A 23,643-nucleotide genomic window follows, 5' to 3' on the forward strand; every position below is an offset into this window, starting at 1 on the left:
TCTAATCCTCACTTGCTCTAGGGTCAAATGCATCACGCAAACCATCTCCAAAGAAGATAAATGTGAGTGAAAGCACAGACAATACTACTGCTGGAATAATCAATTGGAATGGATAGAATTGCAAACTTGCAATCCCATCATTAATCAAAGTCCCCAAAGAAGACGTTGGCGGTTTAACCCCAAGGTTAATCGCTGATAAAACAGCCTCATACATAATCATACTTGGAATATCAAACATGATTTGGACAACAATAACCCCTGAAACGTTTGGCAACAAATGTTTTACTGCAATTTTCCAAGTAGATTGTCCTAAAGTTTTTGAAGCTAAGACAAAGTCACGCTCTTTATAGGAGAGCACCATATTCCTGACTTGCCGGGCCATTCCGGTCCAGGCAAAGAGCCCAATGGCAATGATAATTGATGAAATCCCTTGTCCCAATAAGAGGGCAAGCATGGTTACCACAACTAAGTTTGGTACAGATTGGATAATTTCAATAATCCGTTGCATGACCATATCGACTTTTCCGCCCATCCAGCCGGAAATAATCCCGTAGGTCACCCCAATTACTAAGTCAATTAGAGCCGCAGCAAGGGCAATAATCAATGAAATACGCAAACCAACAACTGTTCGTTTAGCTAATGAACGACCATATTTATCAGTCCCGAAGACATATTTGTCTTTGCTTGGAACATCTTGTGATTTATAGACATCTGTTCTTTCAGTAGAACCCGGTGCTTTAAATTCACCATTCCAAAATGGTAAATCACCTGATAGTTTTGGCGGAAGATTTCCATAAACTTGTGATTTATTTGGATTAAAGTAATTTGCCTTTGATTGTGGTACAACAAATGCTGAAATCACTGAGAAAACCAATGTAATCGCAATAATCCACATGGCAACCAAAGCTGCTTTATTTTTCTTAAAACGACGCCAAGCATCTTGGAAAAAACTCAAGGCAGGTTTCGCAATTTTTTCTGTTGAATCTGAACCCTTTGAACCAACAAGGGTGAAGTCTTTATTTAAATTTTCCATTTCGACAAACCCTTTCTAGAGACGAACTCGTGGATCAACAATTGCAGTCAGAATATCTGTAACTAAGATAAATAACATCAAGATTACTGCATAGACAATTGTTGTTGCCATAATAACTGGGAAGTCTTTGGCTGGAATTGAATCAACAAATTGTGAACCAATCCCGGGGATTGAAAAGATTTTTTCAATCAAGACCGAACCTGTCAAAAGATTGGCAGCCATTGGCCCAATCAAAGTCAACATCGGAATCAATGAATTACGCAATGCATGTTTATTGACCACTTCTTTTTCAGAAAGTCCTTTAGCACGAGCTAACAAGATGTAGTCAGAAGATAAAGACTCAATCATTTCAGAACGAACAAAACGGGTTACCACAGCCATTGGAGCGAAAGATAGAGCTATTGTTGGCATAATTGTCTGTGAGAAGGTTCCCCAACCAGAAATTGGGAAAAGATTCAAATTGAACCCTAAGTAAAGAAGGATTAAGGTACCAATTACGAATGAAGGAACGGAAATCCCTAGGACTGAGACAAAACCAAAAATTCCATCAAGCAATCCATTTTTACGACGAGCGGAAGCTTTTTCCATGAAGGCTCCAAGAACTGTTCCAAGAATAAGTGCTTGGACCCCAAGTTGCATTGAAACTGGTAAACGTTGAGCGATCATTGTAATAACCGGTTGATTTGTATAAACAAATGATGTACCAAAATTACCTGTGAACATATGTCCAACATAGATAAAGTATTGTTGCCAAAGCGGTTTATCTAAACCATAGGTATGTTTTAAAATTTCCAGTTGATCTGGCGTTAGTTTGGGATTTGAGAAAGGTGTTCCGGGCATGACTTGCATCATAAAGAAAGTCAATGTCACAATCAGGAACAAAGTCAGAAGCAAAAGTCCCAAACGTTTAAGAATATATTTAACCATAAAAAATTTCCTAATCTAAGCGAAAAGATAGGGTTGGCAATCTGCCAATCCTAACTTTCTTGCTCTAAAACTCTATTATTATTTGAGGTAAGCTGTTTTGAAGTCATACATTAAACCAGTTGAACCGAATCGTACATCCTTAAGGTTAGGATTACGCAGGACTGGAGTTGTACGGAAGTACAGTGGATTGAGATTTGATTCTGTATAAAGTGCTTCTTCAGCCGCTTTATAATCTGCAAAATGCTTTTCAGGATCAAGGGCATCTGTTACTTCGGCAGCTTTAATGGCTTTATCATAAGTAACATTGTTGATTTTACCATTGTTGTTTGGTCCATCTTTTACAAATAGGTCAAGGAAAGTTGATGGTTCAGCATAGTCACCACCCCAAAGAGAGATGACCATATCAAAGTTACCAGTTGTTGAGTCATTCAAACGTTGTTTAAATGGTACTGATTTGATATTAAGCGTCAATCCTGGAAGTTGTTTTTCCCATGCTTGTTTAAGGAAAGTTGCTGAATCTTTTGAAGCTGATGTATCATCAGTTGTTAAAGTCAACGTAAGTTTAGTTTCGCCAATTTCACTCAATCCTTTAGCCCAAGCTGCTTTTGCTGCTGTAGCATCGTATTTGTATGGTTGTGCTGCATACTTAGCGAAGTCTTCACCAGTATTTGTTTTAGCCATACCCGCTGGTGTTAATCCTGTCGCAGGATTAGAAGCAGGCATTACTGTATCAACATATTGTTGGCGGTCGGTAGCGAGGTTGAAGGCTTCACGAATGTTCTTGTTAGCAAGAGCTTTATTTTTCCCAGATTGATTATATTGAATGTAAGCTGTTGTTGCTTCATCCAAAGATACGACATCTTTATTATTTTTATTTGCTTTGAAAAGGTCTGGGTCACCAATACTTGCTTGGACAATCTTACCTTGTTTATAAAGGTTAAATGAAGTTTTAGGGTCTTGAACAACTTGGAAGTCGATTTCTTTAGTTTTAACTGCACTCTTATCCCAATAATCATCATTCTTCACGATTGAGAATGTTTGGTTTGAACCGTTCCAACCTTTTGATTTTTCGAATTTATATGGTCCTGAGTAAACCATCTTTTCTGATGATGTTCCATATTGTTTTCCATATTTTTCAACCACTTTTTGATTGAGTGGGTAATAAACAGAGTTAGCTGTCAAGAATTCAAAGTATGGTGTTGGTTGTGCAAGGGTAACAACAAATGTTTTGTCATCAGTTGCTTTAACACCAAGTGTTGATTTATCAGCTTTACCACCATTAATCTCGTTGGCGTTTTTAACTGGGCCAAGGAGGTATCCGTATTCTGAAGCAGTCGCTGGATCAACCGCACGTTGCCAAGAATAAACGAAGTCTTTAGCTGTCAAAGCATCACCGTTTGACCATTTCAAGCCATCACGAAGATGGAAAGTATAAGTCAAGCCATCTTTTGATACATCAACAGATTTTGCCAATTCTGGCTGTGCTTTACCATCTTTGTCCACACGTGTCAAACCTGCATTGGTGTTACCAATAATGATGTTTGAGTATGTATTTGTATTCTATTTCAACCAGTAAGAATATTCAATAAAAAAGATAAATTTTCAGAAAATTTATCTTTATGTTTTAATTATTTAATATAAGCCGATTTTAAGTCGTAAGCTAGACCTGTTGAATGAAATTCTAAGCCTGTGATTTTAGGATTCATTAAAGCTGGATTGGCTTGAAAATCAATTGGATTGATATATGATCCTTCATAAAGAGCTGCTTCTGCCGCTTTATAATGTTCGTCTACTTTGGCTGGCTCAAGAACATCTGGTGTTGTTGTTGCTGCTTTAAAAGCATCATCATAGGTTTTACTTGAGAATTTTCCGTCATTATAGGATTGACCTGTTGTAAAGAGTTGCAAGAAGGTAGAGGGTTCAGCATAATCTCCACCCCAACCTGAGAGCACCATGTCAAAATTTCCATTTTGCGCATCATTCAGTCTTTGTTTGAATGGAACGAGTTTTAAATTAACCGTCAATCCTGGCAGATTTTGTTGATAAGCCGTTTGCAAGAAGTTAGCCGTTGCTTCTGATGGTGCCAAATCTCCAGCAGCTTCAAGGCTAAGACTGAGTTTGGTCAAACCAAGTTCTTTTAATCCGTTTGCCCAAAGTTCCTTTGCTTTTGTCGGGTCATAACTATAATCTTGTTTGGCATAAGTTGCAAAATCTTCTCCCGTTGAGGTCTTACTCATCCCCACTGGTATGAAACTTGTCGCAACGGTCGAGCCTGGGAGGGCTGTTTTGACAACCTCTGCTCGATTTGTTGCTAAGTTTAAAGCCTGACGGATGTCTTGATTTGCTAAAGCTTTTTGAGCATCAGGACTTGAGGCATTTTTTCCAGACTGATTGTATTCAATATAGTCTGTCCGTGCTTGTTTAAAGACTGTATAACCCTCTGTTTTTTTATTGGCATTAATCAAATCAGTTGTTGAAAGGAGTGTAAAGTCGAGTTTTCCTTGTTTATAGAGTTGAGCTCCTGTATTAGCATTTGAAATGACTTGAAAATCAATTTGTTTAGACTTGACTGCTGATTTATCATAATAATTTGGATTGGCATAAATTGAAAAATTCTTATTTGTTCCAGTCCAAGCTTTATCTGATTTGAACATGAATGGGCCATTATAGACGGTTTTATCTGAGGATGTCCCATATTGTTTACCATATTTATCAACGACTTTTTGATCAAGTGGATAATAAACGGGTTCTGACAAAAGGAATTTGAAATATGGTGTTGGTTGTGCCAAGGTGACTGTAAATTCTGTATCTGACTCAGCTTTAATTCCTAGACTATCAAGTGATGATTTACCAGAAATAATATCATTAGCTCCAGAAACTGCTCCCATCAAATAGGCATATTCTGAACCCGTTTTAGGGTCCACTGCTCTTTTCCATGAATAAACAAAATCTTTAGCGGTCAATTTGTCACCGTTTGACCATTTCAAATTATCTTTAAGGGTGACCGTATAGGTCAAGCCGTCTTTTGAAACGTCAATTGATTTTGCAAGAGCCAAGGCAGCATTTCCTTTAGAGTCAACGCGTGTCAATCCTTCTTCAACATTTCCTGCAAACATCATAAGAATACTGGTCAGTTAAAATTGTGGTATCCAGCGAGGCCACATCAGTGGGAATTGAAAATTGAATGTTTTTTTGCTCACTTGTTTTTGAACCACAGGCCACTAAAATAATTCCTGACAGAGCAATGACGGTGGTGAGCCCAATAATTTTTGCTTGTTTCATCTGGTTTCTCCAAATCCTAAAAGTACTATCGAATTTTCTAATTATTCTGAAAATTAAACGTGGACCTATTATACTTCTTCAAAAATCTAATGTCAAGAATATTATTGTATTTTTCTGACAATTTAACAAAACTAAAAAGTACCGACTCTTGTCAGTACTTTTTTGTCATTATAATTTTTCAACAACTTCTGAAAGTTTCATGCTGTTTGAACCCTTGAATAAAACTTGGTCTGCTGGTTTCAAATCTGCTGACAGACTTTCTGTCAGTAAATCCAAATCTGTAAAATAGCTGACAGGTTTGTCAGTCGAAATATCTGCCAAATTTTTCATCATTTCGCCATAAAGATAGACTTTATCAATTTTTGTGAAATCAATCGATTTCAGCACCTCTTTATGAAGTTGAGCAGCAGTTGGCCCGAGTTCTAACATGTCAGCAAGAACTGCGATTTTTCGACCATTTTCATTTTTAGGAATGGCTTGGAAAGTTTCCAAAATCAGGCGCATAGCTGTTGGATTGGCATTATAGACGTCGCTTAAAAGGTCAGCTCCATTTTTAGATTTTTTCCACTCTGTCCGATTTCTGGTCAGTTCAACTTCTTTCAAAGCATTTTTGATTTCAGCTTCTGTCAACCCATAATGTAAGCCAACATAAGCAGCTAACATAGCATTCGTTGCATTATATTTACCAGGAACTGGAATCGTTATTGATTCATCTAAAAAATTAGTTTCAAAAGTCAATCTTTCTTTGTGCTCAATTAATTTTGTAATGAATAAATCTTCACCGGGCAAACCAAAACGACTGATTTTTTGATTTTCTGGAATAAAAGCATTAATAATTGGGTCAGCAGGGGCAATTAATTCACCATGTAGACCAGCAGTAATACCCATTTTACCTTTTGCAATATTTTCACGACTACCCATAAATTCAAGATGAGCTTCACCAATTAAGGTAATAAGAGCTAGTTCAGGTTGAGCTAGTTGTGAGAGAAAATCAATATCGCCAGGGTGGTCCATTCCCATTTCTAATACTAATTTTTCAGTATCCTCTGGCATGTGTAAAATTGTGTAAGGCAATCCAATTTCGTTATTATGATTTCCTTGTGTTTTATAGGTTTTATATTTTTTAGATAAAACAGCAGCAATCATATCCTTGGTGGTTGTTTTACCATTTGAGCCTGTCACCGCAATAACTGGAACTTTTGTTTTTTCCAGATAATATTTTGCTAATGTTTGGAAAGCTGCTAGATTATCATCAACCAAAAGATGAGCTTGTTCAACTTCTTTTTCTGAAAAGCTAATTATTGCTCCATTGTCAAAAGCAATCTCGATGAAATCATGACCATCTCGTGCCCCTTTGAGTGGCAAAAAGATATCTCCTTTTTCAATTAAACGGCTGTCAAATTCAATTTTATTTACTGACAAATCTGCCAGTTGCGACCAATCATTTTTTGCGCCAACGACTTGAGCGATTTCGTGAATTGTGAGTTTCATAGTGACTCCATTATAACACAGCCAGCCAGATGAAACACGTTTCGTGTGACTGGCTTTCAATTTATTAGGACCGAATGAAACCAACCCTATCTGCGGTTATACCTTAGAATGATAATTTCTTACATCCGGCCTCCTTATCAACTTAAACTTTTTACTCTGAATTATAGAAAAAAGTAACACAGCCCATAAGCAGTGGTACTTTTTGCCCTTTTTACTGATGAAAAAATCTGTCAGCAATTAATTTACTGACAGATTCGTATTTTTTATAAGAGATGATTTTCGCGTGTTTCAAAAGTTTCTTTAGCTAAATCAACTAATTTTTCAATTAAATCAGAGTAAGACAAGCCCATATTTTCCCAAAGCAATGGATACATTGACCATTGAGTGAAACCAGGGATGGCATTGACTTCATTAAGATACACATTTCCATCTTTAGTCACAAAGAAATCACAACGTGACAAACCAGCTCCATTAACTGCTTTATAAGCTTTCTTGGCATATTCTTGAATTTTTTGAGCTAAATCTGCTGAAACTTTTGCAGGAATGTCCATTTGGATTTTATTATCAATATATTTTGAGTTGTAATCATAAAATCCAACATCTTTCACGACTTCTCCTGGAAGTGTTGCAGAAACGTCACTATTATTTCCCAAGACAGCACACTCGATTTCACGCGCATCCACCCCTTGTTCAATGACCACACGGTTATCATATTTGTAAGCTTCACTCAGGGCTGGTTGAAGATCTGCTAAATCATCAACTTTTGAAATCCCCACACTAGAACCCATATTAGCAGGTTTAACAAAAACTGGAAATTCTAATTTTTCGACGACTTCTTGAGCAATCTCCGCTTGATTTTCGTCAGCAAAAGCGGCAATATAAGGAACTTGTGGCACACCAACAGCTTCAAAAACATGTTTTGCTAATAATTTATCCATTGTACTTGAGGCAGATAAAATATTCGGTCCGACATATGCCAAACGCAAAATTTCTAAAAATCCTTGAATAGAGCCGTCTTCACCCATTGGACCATGTAGAACTGGAAATACAACAGCATCTTTTTCATAAATTGCCGCAGGTGAAATCTTTGGATAAGACTCTGCCAAATCGTTTGTCAGTAATTTTTCTTCTTCAGCAGGTGTGTCAGTAAATTCTTGTGTTTTTATGAATTCACCACCCTTAGTGATAAAGTAAGTTTTCACAATAAAACGAGAATAATTGACAGCTCTCATCACTGATTCTGCTGATAAAACTGATACTTCTCGCTCAGCAGAACGACCACCATACAACAAAATTAATGTTTCTTTTGACATATTTCTTCCTTTTTTACTGACTGCCTTGTCAGTCGCTTCTTTTTTACTGACCATTTTTAAGATTTCTTTATAATACAAAACGTCAATAATTGTCTTTTTTATTTTACCACAGAAAAAATCAAATTTCCAACCGATTCTCCACGGCTTTTGATAAGGTAACCTCATCAGCGTATTCTATATCAGACCCTACAGCTAATCCACGAGCCAGTCGTGTCACTTTAATTCCCGCAGGTTTAATCATTCGAGCCAGATACATAGCGGTTGCTTCACCATCCGATGTCGCATTGGTCGCAATAATCACTTCTTTAACTTCTGAGTCCATTAACCTTGTAATCAAAGATTTAACATTAATTTCATCAGGAGAGATTCCGTTCATTGGACTAATTGTTCCATGTAAGACATGATAGAGTCCACGATATTCGCGGATTTTTTCCATGGCAAGAACATCTTTAGATTCTTCGACAACCAATATCGTTGTTCTATCACGTGTGGGATCAGTACAAATAGCACAAGGATCACTTTCTGTTAAATTCCCACAAATAGAGCAAAAGCGTAAATCTCGTTTTGCTGACAAGAGATTTTTCGCAAATTCATTGACATCTTGATCTTCCATGCCAATCGTATAAAAAGCTAGCCGTGTCGCCGTTTTCTTCCCAATTCCGGGTAATTTTGAAAATGACTCAATCAGGCGAGCAATAGGTTCTGGATAATACATATTTCACCAATTCTTCACTTGTAAATATTTTATTCAATTTATTAATTTTACTATAAAAGGCTTAAAATGAAAAGGAAATGCGACAAGATTTTTAAAAGAAAAACCCTCATTCAAGAGGGCTTTTTTATTTTAATTTGTTCGAAAAGCTTCGTTTGAGTAGTATAAATCGGTAATTCCAGTGACAATGCTTTGGTTTGCCTTCGTACCACTAGAAGCATCACTTTCAGTATTATCTGGCAACACAACTCCAATCGCAATCTCTGGATTGTCTGACGGAGCAAAAGCAACTGCATTATTTGCTGTTACGATAACTTGACTACCATCTCCTAATATTTTCGTACTTTCGGAAGTACCCGTTTTACCAGAAATAGAAACCGTTGCAGCGCTCATTGGCTTACCAGTAGTCAAACCACCTGCACCATGAACAACAGCATACATCCCTTGATGAAGAACATCCATATTGTCTGGAGTAATATTAACCTTATCCATAATTTTAGGCGTAATATTTTTAATTAAGGTTCCTGGTTGTCGATCATTTCCGCCCTCATAAATCCCTTGGACGATGTGTGGCGCTAAGCGCGTTCCATTATTTCCTAAAGTTGCAGCATAAACTGCCAATTGAAGTGGAGTATAGTTATCATACTGACCAAATGATTCATACAATACATTAACCCCAGAAGCATCTTTAGATTTTGCTGAAGGAATAAATCCTGTGGACTCTCCCGGAATATCGAATCCTGTTGAAGTCCCTAAACTGTAAGAAGCAAATGCGCTTCGTAGCTGCTCATAGACTTTAACCCGGTTACTATCATTGAGATATTGTCCAGCACCAGTATAAGGAGCCCCTAACATTCTCATTGCTAACTGCATCATATAAGTATTTGATGAATATTGCAGGGCTTCAACAGCCGTTAAAGCCATTGGTGAAGCATCTCCCCACCAGTCATTGATAGGAGGTGAACCTTTAAATTGAATAGACTGCGCAGTTAAAGTGTCATTTCCCGAAATCACCCCTGCATTCCAAGCAGCAGTCAATGTTCCCATTTTCACAACAGACCCTGGCGTAAAGACGCTTTGGAAAGTTCCAAGTGTATTATCCGTAATTACTCCTGTATTAGGGTCACGGTTATATCCAGATAGGGCTAGTACTGCACCTGTTTTAACATTGAGAACAACAGCATAAGCCCCTCTGTTATACTGACCATAACCTTGGGCAATTAATTGGTCCAATTGTGTTTTAACCAAATCGTTGACAGCATTTTGGAAATCTAGGTTAATCGTTAATTTTAAATCATCCCCACGTTTTCCTTTTTGAATTGTTTTTGTTCCAGAAACATCACCATTTTTATCAAATTTGACTTTGCTAATACTGTGCGTTCCTTGAAGTTCACTTTCGTAGCCTTTCTCAAGAAGTCCAGTTCCCACACGGTCATTACGTTGATAACCTTTTTTAAGATAGGCATCTAAATCTTCCGCCGGAATCCCCGATTTCTGTGAAGTAATAGTCCCCATTAATGGAGTTAGCGAATTTTGAGCATAAGAGCGATCCCAAGAAGTTCCAATCGTAATTCCTGGAAAATCTCCTTCTTGCTCCGCAATTGTCGCTTGTTGCTCTGCCGTAATACTTCCAGTTGCAATTTTAGTAGTATTAAAAGTACTTGTACTATTCATTTCTTTGAATAATTTTGCGGCAAAAGTTTGTTCCGCCGTAAAGTTCAAGTCACTATCTTTAACTTTACTTAGCTCAATCTCATAGATTTGTGAGCCAGTTAAATCATTGCCTTGTTTATCTTTCTTTTCTTTATCAGTTAGCTTGTTTGCGATTTTTTCCAAATTTTTAGCATTAGCCAAGAAATAATCTTTTTTGTCACGAGTTGTCAAATCAGCAACATCAATATCATTAGATAAAATAGTTGCTAGCTTATTTGCCACCTGATACATTTCATCTGCTGTCGCATTTTGACTACGTGTGAATTCAACGGCTTGGACAGGGATTGTTGTTGCTAAAGCTTTACCACTTGCATCGTAAATATTTCCCCTCGGAGCTCCTTCGATAATCTGAACATCGCCACCGGCGCTAATTGATTTTTCGGCATAGAAATGAGAATTCAAAACTTGCATGTGAAAAAGTTTTCCGATTAAAATCATAAACAGAACAAAAATAACGAAAAATAGAAGATTAATGCGTTTTGGGATTAATTTTGTTGGATCTTTTAATACTTTTGTTTCTTTATTTGTTTTTTTAGACTGATCGACTTTATTGCGCTTATCGTTTTTTCTTTTATTAACTGACATTTGGACTCCAAGAATGAGTTTTATAAATAATTTTTTAATTCAAAATTTGTACTTAAACATTTTACCACATTTATGAAAAGTTTTCCTTACAATTTTGATTAGTTCTAGTTTAATCGAGAAACGCAACTTAATCAAGAAAAATGAAAAGACTAAAAAAGGAAACTCAGACAAGCTTCCTTTTTAAGAAAAACAACTTAATTTCTTATCAAATAATCAAAGGCACCTAAGGAAGCAGTCGCTCCACTTCCCATTGACACAATAATTTGTTTATAAACAGTATCTGTGCAATCTCCTGCTGCAAAGACACCCGGAATATTTGTTGCTCCAACCTTATCAGTCACAATTTCATGACGATCTGTCAAATCAATTGTCCCTTCCAACCACTGAGTATTGGGAACTAAACCAATCAAAACAAAGACACCGGCAAGCTCTAAATGAATCGTTTCTTTAGAGCCTCGAACTTGATAATTCAACCCCGTGACTTGCTCATCTCCTAAAATCTCTTTAGTTTCCACATTGGTCAAAACAGTAACATTAGTTAGACTAGCAAGTTTTTTTTGTAAGATTTTATCTGCTTTAAGTTCTGGTAAAAATTCAAGAACAGTGACATGGTTGACCAAACCAGCTAAGTCTATCCCTGCTTCAATCCCTGAATTTCCTCCACCAATAACTGCCACATCTTTACCAGAGAAAAGCGGACCATCACAATGAGGACAATAAGCCACTCCTTTATTCTTAAAGCGTTGTTCTCCTGGGATTCCTAAATCCCGCCAACGAGCGCCAGTTGAGAGAATAACAGCTTTACTCTTCAAGGTTGCACCATTTTCAAGACTTACTTCAATTAAATCTTTTTTCTCAAGTTTAACTGCTTTTTGCAGATTCATCAAATCTACTGGATATTTTTTCACGTGTTCTTCAAGCTGACGCCCAAGCTGAACACCCTCTATATAGGGTGTTCCAATCAGATTTTCAATCCCTAAAGTTTCTAAAGGTTGGCCTCCAAAGCGCTCGGCAATCAATCCTGTCCTGATTCCCTTACGTGCCGCATAAATAGCTGCACTCGCACCAGCTGGCCCCCCTCCTACTACCAAAACATCATAAGGTTCTTTTTCTGCGAAACTATCCGAACTTTCTGGACCTGTAATTTTTTCCAACAATTCTTCAAGACTTGCTCGTCCACTATGAAATTCTTCGGCATTTTTAAAGACAGCAGGAACAGCCATAATTCCTTTTGCTTCTACTTCTGCTTGGAACATGCCTCCCTCAATCATGGTATGACTAATGTTAGGGTTGAGAATGGTCATTGTATTTAAAGCTTGAACCACATCTGGACAATTATGACAAGTTAAACTGACATAAGTATCAAAATGAAGTGAAGTTTTAATAGCCTTAATTTGTTCAATTAATTCTTGTTCAATACGTGGTGGTCGACCACTCACTTGCACAAGGGCCAAAACCAATGAATTTAACTCATGACCCAAAGGAAGACCTGAAAAAGCAACCCCTGAAACACCTTCTCTTTCAATTGAAAAAGCCGGTTTATGATTCAGATTTGTTTTCTCTTTTGAAATCAAGTCTGATAAACTTGCCAGTTCATCTGTAAATTCATTTATTTTTTGTCCATTTTCACTATCGTTTGCGTCCACTTTTAAAATAATTGGATTTTCTAATAAATCCATATACGGCAGTAACTGAGAACGCAGATTTTCATCTAAAATCATATTAAACCTTTCTGTCATTAAATTTTTCAAGACAAATAAAGTGAGTCAAGACTCACTTATTTATTTTAAATTTTTCCTACAAGGTCAATTCCTACATGAAGGCTTTCCCCATCTTCTTTCCACTTAGCGGGACAAACTTCACCTGGATGATTGCGGACATATTGGGCTGCCTTAATTTTATCAATTAACTGACTGGCATCTCGCCCAATTCCATCTGCTGTAATTTCAAAAGCTTGAATCACATCATCAGGGTCAATAATAAATGTTCCACGTTGAGCAAGTCCAGCTTCTTCATCAAGAACATCAAAAGCCCGTGAAATTTTTTGTGAAGGGTCCGCAAGCATAGGATAAGTAATCTTAGAAATTGCATCGCTATGGTCATGCCATGCAGCATGAACAAAATGAGTATCTGTTGAAGCAGAGTAAACTTCTACTCCGAGTTTTTTCAATTCAGGATATGTTTCTTCCAAATCTTCTAACTCTGTCGGACAAACAAATGAAAAGTCCGCTGGATAGAAACAAAGTACATTCCATTTCCCATAAAAATCTTTGTCAGAAACTTTAATAAATTTCCCACCAAGATAAGCATCTGTTGAAAATTCTTCTATTTTTTTACCAATTAGTGACATGATGTTCTCCTTTTTTTGTTTAAAACTTTACTATTAAATTATCTCAAGAAAAAAATGAAGAATCAATTAATTTGTCTAAAAACTCACAAACTATTAAATTGAATACAAAAAAGCTCCGATTTATCAGTAGAAATTCCACTGACAAATCAGAGCATTATATGGCTTATTCAATTATGTTTAAGCTTTTTTTGGAGCCAAATAGTATTCATTTTGAACGTTCAAATTGTCATCAAATTCGAAAACAAGTGGTGGGAAGTTAGGGATTTCAACATCCATAATTTCGTCATCAGAAAGTTTTTTGATTTGTTTAACGAGGGCGCGAATTGAGTTACCGTGAGCACCAACGAAGACATTTTTTCCTTCTTTCAAAGCTGGAGCGATTTGGTCTTCCCAGAATGGAAGAGCGCGTTCCAAAGTAACTTTGAGGTTTTCAGCATCAGGAATCAATGAATCTTCAAGACCAGCATAACGACGGTCTCCGTGAGCTGTATATTTATCATCATGATCCATTGCAGGTGGCAATACATCATATGAACGACGCCAGATGTGAACTTGTTCATCACCATGTTTTGCAGCAGCGTCAGCTTTGTTCAAACCTGTCAAACCACCGTAGTGACGTTCGTTCAAGCGCCATGATTTAACAACTGGTACCCAAAGTTGATCTGAAAATTCAAGAGCAAGGTTAGTTGTTTTGATCGCACGTTTCAATACTGAAGTGTATGCAATATCAAATTCGATTCCAGCTTCTTTAATCAATTTACCAGCTTCAATCGCTTGTTTAGTTCCGTTTTCAGAAAGGTCAACGTCAGCCCAACCTGTGAAAAGGTTAGCAAGATTCCATTCAGATTCACCGTGACGTGCAAATACTAATTTTGGCATTTTGTGTATTCTCCGTTTATTTTTTACTTGAACGACATTTAGTTCGTTCATTTACAAAGTTAATTTTACTACATTTTTTCTTTTTTTTCTAGCTTTTATTTTCTGTAAGCCCTTTTATTTACTGACAGAAGCGTCAGCAAAAATAAAAATCTTTCCTTCATCTGATTTTTTCAAAAAATTACTCATGAAGTTCTATTGGTAAATCATCTGGGTCATAAAAGAAGAGCATTTTTTTGTCAGTAATCTCATCCTGCCGAATTTCCTCTACTTTTACCCCTTGGCTTATCAAATAATTTCGATCTTCTTCAATATTTGTTGTTGTTAAAGCGAGATGTCGGTATCCTTTTGCTTCTGGATAAGTTAAACGTTCGGGCGCTCCTGATTTAATAAATAATTCAAGTTCTGTTTCATCATTCAGTCTTAAATCAAGTTTAACATCCTCTTTTTCTGGCCGATGATTTTCTCGAATAATTGAAAATCCTAAAATATCAACATAGAAATGACGAGCTTTTTCATAATCGTCGGCGATGATTGCAATATGATGAATTTTGTTGAATCTTGGTTGATACATTTCCTAACTCCTCTTACCTATCAGCTACTCATTATTCACTAGATTATTCTAAAATTTGAACTTCTTCACCTTTACTTTTTAAAGTTTGGACATGGCCTTCGCCCCATGAACAAAGAATATCTAGTAAGCCATTTAAAGTTTCCCCATAAGGACTTAGTGAATATTCAACCTTAGGTGGGACCTGATTATAAACCTTACGCACGATAATATTATCAATTTCTAATTCTCTTAATTGCTGGGTCAGCATTTTTTGACTGATTCCTGGAATTAGTCTTCTCAATTCTCCTGGACGACTTGGATGATGTCTTAAATTACACAAAATAATTGGTTTCCATTTTCCACCAATAACATCCATTGTCGCTTCCACACCTATATTATAAATTTTTTTCAAAATTAATTTCCTTTCTAATTCCTTATTCTATCCAATTATTACTTTTTAGTACGTATGACACAAAAAAGTAGGTACTGTTCAAGAGGTTTTATTTATTATATACTAATTTTCTGCCAAAACAAAATAGATGAGGAGCAAAAAATGAAACTTAATAATCAAATTGAAATTCCAGAACTCGGTTTAGGAGTCTTTCAAATTCCGAATGAAGAAACTGCTGAAGTGGTAAAGAACGGAATTATCAATGGATATCGTTTAATTGATACAGCTAAAATTTATGAAAATGAAGAAGGGACTGGTCAAGGAATAAAAGAAGGTTTGACCTCGACAGGGCTTACTCGTGAAGATCTCTTTGTCACATCAAAACTTTGGGGAGACAATCATTCTTATAAAGAAACAATTCAAAGCTTTGAAGAAAGTTTGAAAAAATTAGATTTGGATTATCTTGATTTATATCTTATCCACTGGCCTGGCACTAATTATGCTTACAAAGAAGCTTGGAAAGCAATGGAAGATTTATATAAAGCGGGAAAAGTTAAAGCGATTGGTGTCAGCAACTTTCAAAAACATCATTTAGAAGAACTTCTTAGCTATGCTGAAATAAAACCAGTATTAAATCAAATTGAACTTCACCCTAAGCTTTCACAAAAAGAACTTCGTGAATTTTTGAAACTTCATGATATTAAGGTCCAAGCTTGGTCTCCTTTGATGCAAGGTCAACTATTAGACAATGAAATGCTCAAAAAAATTGCTGACAAACATGGAAAATCTGTTGCCCAAATTATTCTTCGTTGGGATATTCAGCAAGAGATTTTAGTCAATGTCAAATCAATCAAGAGTGAGCGAATGATTGCTAATCGACAAATATTTGATTTTGCACTTGACCAAGAAGATATGAAGGCCCTAAACTCATTAAATGAAGCCCTTCGTGTTGGCCCTAACCCAGATACTTTTAATTTTTAAGAAAGAAATATAATGAAAAAAATCTCTCCTAGTCTTACACTTCTTGCTTTAGCGATTAATGCTTTTGCAATTGGTTCAACCGAATTTATCAGCGTTGGTTTAATGCCAATGATTGTGAACACTTTTAATATTAGTTTATCGCAAGCCGGTTTAACAGTCTCTCTTTATGCGCTAGGTGTAACGGTTGGTGCACCATTACTAACTATTCTCACAGGAACTTGGAATCGAAAAACTTTGATGGTTGCCATTATGATTTTGTTTATCCTTGGTAATTTACTCTCAGCCTTTGCCCCAACTTTTATTTTACTTTTAGTTGGACGGGTGCTAGCTTCACTTGCCCATGGGATCTTCATGTCCATTTCCACAGTTATTGCCGCTGATGTTGTTCGTCCTGAAAAAAGAGCTTCAGCGATTGCCTTAATGTTTACAGGACTTACAGTTGCTACAGTTATCGGTGTTCCTTTGGGAACTTTCATTGGTCAACACTCTACTTGGCACATGTCATTTATTTTCATTGTTGTCATTGGATTGATTGGACTGATAGCTACAAGTATTCTTGTTCCTAAAGGTCTTCCAATCCCTGGAAAAATCAACTTGAGTGGACTTGCACGAATTTTCACGAATAAATCAATTATGATGTCCTTCTTTATCACTGCTTTTGGATATGGTGGAACTTTCGCTGCTTACACTTATCTTAGCCCCATACTTGAAGGGACTTTTAGATTTTCAGCAAGTACAGTCGTTATTATTTTAGTTGCCTTTGGTGTGATGGTTGCCATTGGTAATTCACTAGGTGGACATCTAGCAAATAAAAATATCCTTCCTGCTTTGCAAAAAATGTTTGCGGCTCTTGCCTTAAGCTTACTCTTTCTTTTTATCAGTACAAGCTTAGCTTCTCAACCTTTGGGATTGATTGCAACATTACTCTTGGGACTCTTTGCTTTTATGAATGTTCCTGGTTTACAATTATATGTTGTTCAACTGGCCGAAAAATTCACTCCAAAAGATATTACTCTGGTTTCTGCATTCAATATTGCAGCCTTTAACATTGGAATTACTCTTGGTTCTTTTGTAGGAGGCCAAATTTCCAAAACCTCTAGTGTTGTCTTTACGCCTATCGGAGGAATTGTTATCATCTTGCTTGCAATGATTCTCATTGGCATAGCCCAAAAACAAAAAGCTCAGTAAGAAGTTTTAGTAATCCTACCCGAATTGCTAGTTAAGTTCATTGGAAAATAAATAAGTCGTGCTATCCTAATCTTAAACCACTAAGCATTAGAAAGCGCACGACTTATATGACTTATAATAGCACACTTCCAAAAGTTTTTGTTTATTTACTGACAACCATTGAGACGCTTTATCAAACGAGTGTTCCCCTTGAGGTTCAAAACCGAAAGAACGTCCATCTCGCAACATCAGATTGCTTAGTTATCGCTTGTTACCTCTGGGGCGTACTGCATTTTAGTGAAACGCTTAAAGCTAAGCACCAATTGGCTCAAAGTTTATTTCCTAATTTCCTAGAATATTCTCGCTTTGTCCGCCGTTGTAATGCCCTCTTACCGAGTATCCAAGTCATTCGCCAAGCAATCGTCTTTAAAGAGGTTGAAGGAATGAGTGTATCCATTATTGACAGCTTCCCCATTCCTTTGTGTCAGCCTATTCGTAATTTCAGAAGCAAAGTTCTTGGAGATTATGCAAATGTTGGCTACAATGCTACAAAGGGGCAGTACTTCTATGGATGTAAATGTCATGCTTTAGTCAGTGAATCAGGCTATGTCATAGACTACACAATTACTCCTGCTTCAATGGCTGATAGTTCAATGACCGAGGAAGTGTTGAGTCAATTTGGGACACCAACAGTCCTTGGAGATATGGGATATCTAGGTCAGTCACTGCATGATAGGCTGGAATTAGAAGGAATTGATCTAATGACACCTGTCAGGAAGAACATGAAGCAAAAGAAAATCCTTTTCCCTAATTTTTAAAAACGTAGAAAAGTGATTGAGCGAGTTTTCTCTTTTTTGACAAATCTAGGAGCTGAGCGTTGTAAAAGTCGTTCGCCTCAAGGTTTTCAATTGAAATTAGAGATGATACTTTTAGCGTATTCTTTACTGTTAAAATCAGCTAAATCACTGGAACCAGAGACTTTAAGATATTCTATCGGGTATCAAGTCATGGCTAAATAATCAACTAGCAATTCGGGTAGTAATCCTAATAAAAATACTCTCTGATAAATAAATCAGAGAGTATTTTTATTTTAGAATTCATAGTTTTCAAAATAAACTTCAAGGCTGCGTTTATAAGAAGTTGCCGCATTTGAAAGTAAATGTCCACGGTGTTTGACTAAAATCAAACTATTTCCATTATCCCCTTGCATAGGAACAACAGTCACGTTGTGAACACTTGCTTTATCGATAAAGCCAAGACCTGTCGCATAAGCGTCTGTTCGTTCTAAAATACCGTTTAAACTAGCTCGGTCAGTAACATTATAAATCAATGTATTTTCAAAAGTTTCAACCAAATCTTCTGAATAGTAAAGAAACTGTTCATTTTCTTGGGTAAATCGAACACGATCTAGCGGTTTTAAGTCATCATCTGAAATCGTCTCGCGCTGAGCGAGTGGATGTCCTTTGCGAATATAAATATGCGTTTGCGATAAGAAAATCTCTTCATAATCTAATTCAAGTTTATTGAGCATTCTTAAAATCCCTGAGCGGTTTTGTTTATTCAGATAAACTACCCCAAGTTCGCTATGCCCTTGTGCAACTTCTTGTAAAATATTATAAGTGGTAGATTCAAAAATTCTAAAATTCTTTATTTCGGGATTTTTCTTCTCAAATTCAACGGCGACCGGTGCTAAAAAATCATAATGTTGGCTAGCAACTGAAAATGTTTTGTCTGATTCTTTAGGTTTAGAATATTTCGATTCAAAGCTTTCGAAATTACGTAAAACAGTTTGTGCTTGTTCATAAAATCGTTCGCCTTCAATAGTCAAAGTTGCGCCTGTATTTGTTCTTTCAAAAATTTGAAAGCCAAGTTCTTGTTCTAAATCTTTTACTGCAATTGACATTGAGGGTTGACTAACAAAGAGTTGCTCTGAGGCTTCACGAAAAGTTCCACTATTAGCAATGGCGACGACGTACCGTAATTGTTTAATATTCATGTCATAAAGTCCTTAATTTTTCACAAAAAAAGTGTATAAGTTGATTATACACTTTTTCTTTTTATTTTGTAGCTTTAATGATAGCGTCAGTGTAGAGTGACAGCTCTTTTTTAGCCGCTGTTGGTCCGCCAAAGAAGTAAACTTTGTCGTAGTCCATTGTGATGACATGTCCTTCTTTAACCGCTTTAAGATTTTGCCAAACCGGATTATTTTTTAGAGCAGCATATTGTTCTTTATCTTTCTCTGCAAAATCAATAAAGATATAGTCTGCATCAAATTCGCCCAAGCTTTCTGTATTTACTTCGGCATAACCCACCCCTTTTGAGAGTTCGGACATTTTGCTTGATTCTTTAAAGCCTAAACCAGTTGTTAAGGCTTGTCCTCCACGAGCAAAATTATCTCCAAAGGCATAAACCTTATCTCCTTGAAGTTCAAGAAGTGAAATGGTATTTTTAGCTGGTTTAACATCAACCTTAGCCAATTTTTCTTTTTGTTTATCAGCTTCTTTTTTAAAGTTTTTAAGGAAACTTGCTTTTTCATCTTCACGATTAAGAAGTTTAGCAAAGTAATCAAGTGATTTATTCATTCCTGAAAGATCTTTATAATTAACGAGAACAGTTGGTGCCACTTTTTGATAGTCAGCCACTTGGTCTTTATCAACTGTAATAATCAAATCAGGATTTTGAGCAATCAATTTTTCCATATTGAATTTTGGTGCTCCCAAATCAACCATATTCTTTTTTTGTTCTTTCGATAAGAAGGTATTTGGGAAAGCCCATGAGTCTGTTCCAACAACATTTGCACCTAATGAAGCCACTTCATCTGGGTAATTTTGAACGGCAATACGTTTTGGATCTTTAGGAACTTTAACATCACCATTCAAAGCGTGAAAGGTCACTTTGTCTTCACTCGATGTTGATTTTTTTGATGATGAATTTGGAGAACAGGCAGCTAAAGTAAGTAAAGCTCCTGCAGCAATTAGGGTTGTGAGTACTTTTTTCAAAAGAATCTCCTCTATTTTTAGGTCATTTTATAGAAATAAACCATTATTTTTTTATAAGAAATTTACAAAAGTAAATTAATTTCTTAAACTTTTTGAATAAGATAAATATAATATGGAGCCCCAATAAAGGCGACAACAAAGCCTAAAGGTAAACTTGATGGAGCTATAATCATTTGGGAGATAATATCAGCAAAAGATAATATAATCATCCCTGAAAGAGCTGTTGCGATTAGGCTTTTCCGTGATTTAAATCCAACAATTTCACGTGCAATGTGCGGAGCAATCAAACCAACAAAGGCTAATCCACCAACCAATAAAACACCAACAGCTGCAAAAAGTAAAGCCAGCAAGTATAGATAGATTTTAGTTTTGGGAACATCAAGTCCCAAAACCGTCGCCATTTCTTCTCCCAAGGATAAAATTTCAAGTTTTTTGAGGAAAAAAGGGAGAATTATCAATCCGATGACTAATAATAAAATACAAATTATCAGATAAGTGGTTCCCGTTTGCCAAATATCTCCTGACAGCCAAACTGCCACTTTCTGAAAATCAAATGCATTGACAGAAAGTTGACCAATCGTAATCAGGGCTTGGAAAAAAGCTGTAATTGCAATCCCTGTCAAGAGTACTCGGACAGAGCTCACTTGCTTTCTCAGAGCAAAAATATAAATTAAAGCAAAAGAAAGAAGGGCACCAATTAAGGCGAATAGGGGATAAGAAAAATTCCAAATGCCCGTCAATTTAAAATGATCAGCAATTAATAAAAAGGCGACGCTTCCTGCTGATGCACCAGAAGTTATCCCAATTGTTCCACTATCAGCAAGAGGGTTCTCTGTGATATTTTGAATGATATAACCGGATAATGAAAGGGCAATCCCTGCTGACAAAATAGTTATTAATCTTGGTAAACGGAAATTAGGAATCAAAATAGATAGGATTTGAGAATTAGTCGAAAATTGTGTCAAATCAGCCACAATCAAAACCAAAAGAAGGACAAAAAGTAAAGTGAATTTTCTTTTCATTTATTTCGCCTCCTTTGTAATGACCCACAAAAAGAAAGGAGCCCCCAGAAGCATGGTTAAACTTCCTGCTGGAAATTCGTATGGTTTAAATAAATTCCTAGCCGCCAAATCTGCCAAAACAAGCAAAACCATCCCTGTCAGCACGGACAAAATCACATTTTGCCAAAAATTCGTTCTAACAATTTTCTTGGCAATATGTGGAGCTATCAGACCAACAAAGCTAACCACTCCAACTGAGGCAACGGTCACACCCGAAGCAAGAGCAACTAAAAACATAATGAGTAGACGGACAAAATTTACGGAAACTCCAAAAGATTGGGCCAGCTCGTCTCCAAAGTTTAATAAATAAATTTGTTTAGAGAATAGGAGCAAGAGTAGGAGAAAAAACAGACTCACGACTGCCATTAAAAGAACTTTAGTATTGGTTATACCAGAAAAAGAACCGACAATCCAGCGAAAATAAGCCTGCGTATCATGACTAGCAAAAGTCATTGAGCTCGCTAAACTCGTTGCAAAAAGTCCGACTGATGTTCCAACTAAAACAACTTTTAAGGGCTGAAAATGTGTCCTGGCAGTCAAAAGCATGACGACGGCTAGAGCAATAAATGCTCCTAGTGATGAAACCATGACTGAAATTCCATCATTTGTCGACCAATCCAAAGTCAACAAAAGAGATAAAGCCAGACTTGAACCACCAGAAATTCCTAGAGTAGACATTTCGGCAATTGGATTTCTGGTCATAATTTGAACTAGAAATCCACTGACCGACAGGAGAAATCCGGTTAGAAAAAGACTTATCAATCGTGGTAAGCGTAATTGTAAAACTATTTTATTTGTGGATAACTCTGTCAGTGGAACATTTTTGTTTCCTAGCATCAGATAAAGAACTGACAAAAAAAGTAAAGAAAAAACTAGGGCAAAAAAGATTGTCAGAAAATGTTTTTTAGGCATCTTTCACCCCAGTAATCATTAATTTTTTGGTAAAGGTATCACATCCTAAAGTAACGTCCAATCCAAAGCATTCTTTCAATGTTTTTTGAGTAAATAAGTCATCAACAGTCCCTTGCTCGACCACTTTCCCATTTTTGACGAGAACTAGGTTGTCGGCAAAACGAGCGGCATGGTTCAAGTCATGAATAACGTAAACAATGGTTTTATTTCGCTTTGTCGCTAAATCTTTAAGCAGACACAAAATATCCAACTGATGAGCTAAATCCAAATATGTTGTGGGTTCATCTAGTAAAATAATCTCACTATCTTGGGCTAAAATCATTGTGATAAATACTCTTTGTTTTTGCCCACCAGAAAGTTCTGATACTTTACTTTCACGAATATCCCAAACATTTGTTTCCCTCATTAATTCCTCAATAAAAGTAATATCTTCTTTTGATAAACGTTGTTGCATCAGTTTTTGATGTGGGAAACGTCCTAGACTAACAAGCTCATAGACTGTAATATCTGCGGGAGCAGTAATTGATTGAGGCAATAGGGCTAAAATGCGAGCAATCTCCCGATTTGAATGATTGCTTAAGGGCTGATTATCAAAAATAACCTGACCTTCTGCTTTAATCAAGCGCCCTAGGGCTTTTAATATCGTTGATTTTCCAGAACCATTGACTCCAATAATAGCTGTCGTTTTTCCTTTTTCAATCGACAGCGTTACGTTTTTCAATACCTGCTCTTTTCCATAAGACACATTGATATTTTTCGCACCAAAATACATCGTTTTCTTTCCTTTTCACAACGGTTGGTTGATAGTTAAAAAGCTCATCAACGGTTGTCCCTAAGGTTTCGGCAAGTTTGAAAGCAAGAGTCAACTCAGGGTCGTATTTGTCATTTTCGATTGCATTAATCGTCTGCCGCGAGACATGTGCGATATGAGCAACATCCTCTTGTGAAAGATGAGACAAACGACGCAATTCACGTATTTTATTTTCCATGTTTTTCCCTTCTAATTCTTTTGGAAGTTCTTTGTTATAGATTTAATTCAAATTTTATAAGCTTTTGCAAACAATCGGCTTGTCAAAAGTTTTTTACAAGTCCTATTATGCCATTTTCCACTCATTTTTGCAAGATAACAAAAAGCAAAAAACTTGCCTCAGAACAAAGGTAAACTCCCTTTTCAAAGTTTGAGAAGGGAGTTTTGAATTTTTGAGCGGAAAGAAGACTTTTAGTAAAATACGATAAAAATAGCTAATATGGACTCCAGATTCGCTATTAGACTTACAAAGGATAACTTGTGCAGGCT

Annotated in this window: 20 protein-coding genes and 2 pseudogenes; 3 read left to right on the forward strand and 19 right to left on the reverse strand. The window is 36.5% G+C overall.

Going from position 1 to position 23,643, the window contains the following annotated elements; all coding sequences use genetic code 11:
- Window position 1: 1 nt before the first annotated feature.
- The 13 genes and pseudogenes from LLA01S_RS00720 to LLA01S_RS00780 form a co-directional block, all read right to left on the reverse strand.
- Complete coding sequence (locus LLA01S_RS00720) at window positions 2–1,033, reverse strand: ABC transporter permease (protein ID WP_061777676.1); 1,032 nt, start codon at window positions 1,031–1,033, stop codon at window positions 2–4.
- Window positions 1,034–1,048: 15 nt separating this feature from the next.
- Window positions 1,049–1,960: an ABC transporter permease gene (locus tag LLA01S_RS00725; RefSeq protein WP_061777677.1), complete on the reverse strand. Its 912-nt coding sequence runs from the start codon at window positions 1,958–1,960 to the stop codon at window positions 1,049–1,051.
- 78 nt (window positions 1,961–2,038) lie between these two features.
- The gene (locus LLA01S_RS00730) at window positions 2,039–3,463 is read right to left on the reverse strand and encodes a peptide ABC transporter substrate-binding protein (RefSeq protein ID WP_255209960.1); all 1,425 of its coding nucleotides are present in this window, start codon (window positions 3,461–3,463) and stop codon (window positions 2,039–2,041) included.
- Window positions 3,464–3,588: 125 nt separating this feature from the next.
- A pseudogene (locus tag LLA01S_RS00735) lies at window positions 3,589–5,242 on the reverse strand (peptide ABC transporter substrate-binding protein).
- Window positions 5,243–5,410: 168 nt separating this feature from the next.
- Window positions 5,411–6,733 (reverse strand): UDP-N-acetylmuramoyl-tripeptide--D-alanyl-D-alanine ligase, encoded by a 1,323-nt coding sequence (locus tag LLA01S_RS00740; protein ID WP_021165876.1) that lies wholly within the window; start codon window positions 6,731–6,733, stop codon window positions 5,411–5,413.
- 263 nt (window positions 6,734–6,996) lie between these two features.
- Window positions 6,997–8,046, reverse strand: coding sequence for a D-alanine--D-alanine ligase (locus tag LLA01S_RS00745; protein WP_031286612.1), 1,050 nt, complete (start codon window positions 8,044–8,046; stop codon window positions 6,997–6,999).
- A gap of 118 nt (window positions 8,047–8,164) precedes the next feature.
- On the reverse strand, window positions 8,165–8,761 hold the full coding sequence (gene recR, locus LLA01S_RS00750) for a recombination mediator RecR (protein WP_061777678.1): 597 nt from the start codon (window positions 8,759–8,761) through the stop codon (window positions 8,165–8,167).
- Window positions 8,762–8,890: 129 nt separating this feature from the next.
- Window positions 8,891–11,056, reverse strand: a complete 2,166-nt coding sequence (locus tag LLA01S_RS00755) for a penicillin-binding transpeptidase domain-containing protein (protein ID WP_061777679.1) — start codon at window positions 11,054–11,056, stop codon at window positions 8,891–8,893.
- Window positions 11,057–11,250: 194 nt separating this feature from the next.
- Complete coding sequence (gene ahpF, locus LLA01S_RS00760) at window positions 11,251–12,777, reverse strand: alkyl hydroperoxide reductase subunit F (RefSeq protein ID WP_061777680.1); 1,527 nt, start codon at window positions 12,775–12,777, stop codon at window positions 11,251–11,253.
- 65 nt (window positions 12,778–12,842) lie between these two features.
- Window positions 12,843–13,406 carry an alkyl hydroperoxide reductase subunit C gene (ahpC, locus tag LLA01S_RS00765; RefSeq protein ID WP_061777681.1) on the reverse strand — a complete coding sequence of 188 codons (564 nt, stop codon included), beginning with the start codon at window positions 13,404–13,406 and terminating at the stop codon, window positions 12,843–12,845.
- 177 nt (window positions 13,407–13,583) lie between these two features.
- Window positions 13,584–14,285, reverse strand: a complete 702-nt coding sequence (locus LLA01S_RS00770; RefSeq protein WP_011675395.1) for a phosphoglycerate mutase — start codon at window positions 14,283–14,285, stop codon at window positions 13,584–13,586.
- A 178-nt stretch (window positions 14,286–14,463) separates the two neighbouring features.
- On the reverse strand, window positions 14,464–14,856 hold the full coding sequence (gloA2, locus tag LLA01S_RS00775; protein ID WP_011675393.1) for an SMU1112c/YaeR family gloxylase I-like metalloprotein: 393 nt from the start codon (window positions 14,854–14,856) through the stop codon (window positions 14,464–14,466).
- 43 nt (window positions 14,857–14,899) lie between these two features.
- On the reverse strand, window positions 14,900–15,247 hold the full coding sequence (locus LLA01S_RS00780; protein ID WP_011675392.1) for a winged helix-turn-helix transcriptional regulator: 348 nt from the start codon (window positions 15,245–15,247) through the stop codon (window positions 14,900–14,902).
- A 141-nt stretch (window positions 15,248–15,388) separates the two neighbouring features.
- Between LLA01S_RS00780 and LLA01S_RS00785 the strand changes: the two genes are divergently transcribed.
- From LLA01S_RS00785 to LLA01S_RS12055, 3 genes and pseudogenes are all read left to right on the forward strand, one after another.
- A complete protein-coding gene (locus LLA01S_RS00785; RefSeq protein WP_011675391.1) occupies window positions 15,389–16,207 on the forward strand; it encodes an aldo/keto reductase in 819 nt (272 codons plus the stop codon).
- A gap of 12 nt (window positions 16,208–16,219) precedes the next feature.
- Window positions 16,220–17,395 carry an MFS transporter gene (locus LLA01S_RS00790; protein ID WP_061777682.1) on the forward strand — a complete coding sequence of 392 codons (1,176 nt, stop codon included), beginning with the start codon at window positions 16,220–16,222 and terminating at the stop codon, window positions 17,393–17,395.
- A 107-nt stretch (window positions 17,396–17,502) separates the two neighbouring features.
- Window positions 17,503–18,393: pseudogene (locus tag LLA01S_RS12055) on the forward strand (IS982-like element ISLll1 family transposase).
- Between the two features lie 71 nt (window positions 18,394–18,464).
- Here LLA01S_RS12055 and LLA01S_RS00800 read toward each other — a convergent pair.
- The 6 genes from LLA01S_RS00800 to LLA01S_RS00825 all read right to left on the reverse strand — a co-directional run bounded on the left by LLA01S_RS00800 (window position 18,465) and on the right by LLA01S_RS00825 (window position 23,335).
- Entirely contained in the window at window positions 18,465–19,370 is a 906-nt protein-coding gene (locus LLA01S_RS00800) for a LysR family transcriptional regulator (RefSeq protein ID WP_021165870.1), read from the reverse strand.
- A 61-nt stretch (window positions 19,371–19,431) separates the two neighbouring features.
- Window positions 19,432–20,373: an iron-hydroxamate ABC transporter substrate-binding protein gene (locus tag LLA01S_RS00805; RefSeq protein ID WP_021165869.1), complete on the reverse strand. Its 942-nt coding sequence runs from the start codon at window positions 20,371–20,373 to the stop codon at window positions 19,432–19,434.
- Between the two features lie 83 nt (window positions 20,374–20,456).
- Complete coding sequence (locus LLA01S_RS00810) at window positions 20,457–21,395, reverse strand: FecCD family ABC transporter permease (protein WP_015082007.1); 939 nt, start codon at window positions 21,393–21,395, stop codon at window positions 20,457–20,459.
- A complete protein-coding gene (locus tag LLA01S_RS00815; protein WP_061777683.1) occupies window positions 21,396–22,346 on the reverse strand; it encodes an iron ABC transporter permease in 951 nt (316 codons plus the stop codon). It lies immediately after the preceding gene.
- Window positions 22,339–23,118 (reverse strand): ABC transporter ATP-binding protein, encoded by a 780-nt coding sequence (locus tag LLA01S_RS00820; RefSeq protein ID WP_031287783.1) that lies wholly within the window; start codon window positions 23,116–23,118, stop codon window positions 22,339–22,341. The genes LLA01S_RS00815 and LLA01S_RS00820 overlap by 8 nt, the downstream gene beginning before the upstream one ends.
- The gene (locus LLA01S_RS00825; RefSeq protein ID WP_010905285.1) at window positions 23,042–23,335 is read right to left on the reverse strand and encodes a helix-turn-helix transcriptional regulator; all 294 of its coding nucleotides are present in this window, start codon (window positions 23,333–23,335) and stop codon (window positions 23,042–23,044) included. The genes LLA01S_RS00820 and LLA01S_RS00825 overlap by 77 nt, the downstream gene beginning before the upstream one ends.
- Between the last annotated feature and the right edge of the window lie 308 nt (window positions 23,336–23,643).

The sequence above is a fragment of the Lactococcus cremoris subsp. cremoris NBRC 100676 genome (assembly GCF_001591705.1).
Taxonomy (GTDB): Bacteria; Bacillota; Bacilli; order Lactobacillales; family Streptococcaceae; genus Lactococcus; species Lactococcus cremoris.